The 2,900-nt window shown below is 69.6% G+C and carries 2 protein-coding genes; one reads left to right on the forward strand and one right to left on the reverse strand.

Annotated features, from left to right (window positions below):
- Positions 1-335: 335 nt before the first annotated feature.
- Complete coding sequence (locus NBW84_RS07400) at positions 336-1,043, forward strand: hypothetical protein (protein WP_250282958.1); 708 nt, start codon at positions 336-338, stop codon at positions 1,041-1,043.
- Between the two features lie 62 nt (positions 1,044-1,105).
- On the opposite strand, the gene NBW84_RS07405 is transcribed toward NBW84_RS07400, so the two are convergent.
- On the reverse strand, positions 1,106-2,900 hold a 1,795-nt coding region (locus NBW84_RS07405; RefSeq protein WP_445548659.1), incomplete at its 5' end, for a GMC oxidoreductase.

The following is a 2,900-nucleotide window of genomic DNA, read 5'->3' on the forward strand; positions in this document are numbered from 1 at the left end:
CACGAGCTGGCAAGGACCGGCACGAGCCGGCAAGGACCAGCCAGGGCCAGCACGAGCTGGCAAGGGCCGGCACGAGCCGCGGCACGAGCTGGCATGGCTGACAGCCCTGCCGGCGGAGCCGGGCTCAGACGCCCGCCGTCGGGCAGCGGCGAGTCCGCCCTGGCGATATCCAGCGATACACCAGGAGCGAATATTTTGTCACGATTAGCATACTGGTTGTGCTTAGCCCAATTGTGGGTAGAGGAAGATTCAGCAGACCGTAACGCGAGTTGCGCGAAGGGAAGCCGATGAGCAACAAGCGAGAGAGCAGACGGTGGCGTGGTCACGATTCTTCCGTGACCGAGACGCCCGCAGGGCTCCGTTTCGGGCCGCTGGTAGTGAACCGGGCCCGCGGTGGCCGCGATTCCTCCCCGACCGAGGTGCCCGCGGAGCACCGTTTCGGCGCGCTGGCAGGCCGGGCCCGGCGCGGCCACGAGCCTTCCCCAGGTGAGACGCCCGCGAGGCCGGCCCCGCATGCTCCGCGAGCCCAGCAGGCCCCGTGGGCCCAGCAGGCCCAGGCTGCCCGGTCGCTGACGGAGAAGATCTCCCGCGCGGCCGAGCAGGTGCCCACCGAGAAGATCCCGGCCGCGTCCAGCGCTGTCACCGACCGTGCTGGCAAAGCGGCGACGCAGGCCGCCACCCTGGCCAGCACGATGTCCGGACGCGCCGGGCAACAGATCGACAGAACCCGCTCCCAGCGCGCCGTCCACCGGGAGGAAAAAGCGCGTGCCCACGCGGAGAAGACACAGCACCTCCTCGAGCAGCAGCTGGCCAGAGCCGAGCACAAGCTCCAACGGATACACCGCCGCCGGCGGCGCGGCATGACGGCGATCCTGCTGGTCGGCGCGGGCGCGGCAAGTGCCGCGGCGGCGGCCCGCGGCGGCGTCCGACAGCCACGGCCAACCGGGCCCGAGGACACGGCCACGACGGCGACGGCGGGCCCTGGCGCCGAATCACCCGACATCGGGTGGAACGACCCGGAGAGCACCCGTCCGACAGTGTGAGCGGATAGCTCAGCGCCTCGGGAAACACCGGGCACGGCGCCCGTCCGGATCTTGCTCCAGCATCATCCACGGTCGCGGACGGCGGCCAGGGGCAGGCCGACGCGGTAGGCGGCCGGAGCACTCTCCGGTACGGCCGGACGTACCGGTCGTACCGGAGGGATCCGCCGGTACGACGACCCGAGCGGCGGACGCCTGTCCGGTTCGCCGTTGTTGGGCCACATCGCCATCGCCCGCTCAGCCTGCGCGACAATGGTCAGTGACGGGTTGACGCCGAGGTTGGCCGATATCGCCGCGCCGTCGACGACATGCAGGCCGTCATGTCCGAACACCCGCTGATAGGGGTCGACGACCCCGTTGGACGGGGAATCCCCGATCACGGCGCCACCGAGTATGTGCGCCGTCAGCGGAATGTCGAAGATTTCCGTCAGCGTACCGCCGGGAAAACCGTCGATGCGCCGGGCGACCCGCCGGGTCGCGTCGTTTCCGGCCGGAATCCAGGTCGGGTTCGGCTCGCCGTGGCCCGGCCTGCTGGTCAGCCCGTGCCCGCCGAACAGGCCCCGTCGACGGGCAACCGTGAGCGAGTTGTCCCGGGACTGCATGACCAGCGAAATCATGGTGCGTTCCGACCAGCGCCACGGCAGCGGTGCGTAGAGGAACAGAAACGGATGACGCAACGCTTGACCGACGAATGTGAGCCATCGTGGTACCCGCCGGCCGCCGTCCGTCATGAGGGTGGCCAACAGAGCCAGCGCGTTGCTGCCCCGGCCGTATCGGACGGGCTCGATATGGGTGTCCGCGGCCGGGTAGAAGGAGGACGTTATCGCCACGCCCCTGGTGATCCGCTCGTCCGGGCGGAACCTGGTGGCGCCGATGATGGATTCCGAGTTCGTCCGGGTCAGCGTGCCGACCCGCGCCGAAAGCGCCGGCAGCACTCCGGTGTCCCGCATCGTGAGCAGGAGCCGCACGGTACCGAGCGTCCCGCCGGCGAACACCACCTGGCGCGCCCGCCACGTCCGCCGCCCACGGCGCACCCAGGATCCGGTACGTACCGTCTCCACCTCGTAGCCACCGTCGGGGTAGCGACCGGCGGGGTAGCGACCGTCGGTCAGCGGGCGCACGGTGGTGGCCTCGGTGCCGGGAAAGACCTGGGCGCCGATCTTCTCGGCCAGGTAGAGGTAGTTGCGGTCAAGGGTGTTCTTGGCGTTCCAGCGACAGCCGGTCATGCACTCGCCGCACTCACGGCATCCGGTGCGGGTCGGCCCGGCACCCCCGAAATAGGGGTCCTCGGTTTCCACACCGGGTTCCTTCCGGCCGTCCCGGCCGAAGAAGACACCCACGTCCGACAGCTTGAAGGTATGTCCGGCACCCATTTCTTCGGCGACCGCCCGGTACACCTCGTCGGCGTAGGTGACCGTCGGGTTCGTCACCACTCCGAGCATGCGTTCGGCCTGATCGTAATAAGGCGCCAGTTCCTCGCGCCAGTCGGTGACATGCCGCCACTGCGGGTCAGTGTAGAACGCCTCCAGCGGACGGTAGAGCGTGTTCGCGTACACCACCGAGCCGCCGCCGACAGCAGCTCCGGACAGTACGAGCACACGGCCGAGCATGGTGAACTTCTGGAACCCGTGGCAGCCCAGCCGGGGTGCCCACAGATAACGGCGGATGTTCCAGCTGGTCCGGGGCAGCGCGTCGGGAGGAAACCGGCGGCCGGCCTCCAGAACGATGACCCGGTACCCCTTTTCCGCGAGCCGGAGCGCGGCGACGCTGCCACCGAACCCGGAACCGATCACGATCACGTCGGCATCCATAGCCGCGGACGCCCTCTCGACCGGCTCACCCGCCCCGGCGCGAGACTCC

The sequence above is a fragment of the Protofrankia sp. CiP1_Cm_nod2 genome, assembly GCF_920664355.1.
Classification (GTDB): Bacteria; Actinomycetota; Actinomycetes; order Frankiales; family Frankiaceae; genus Protofrankia.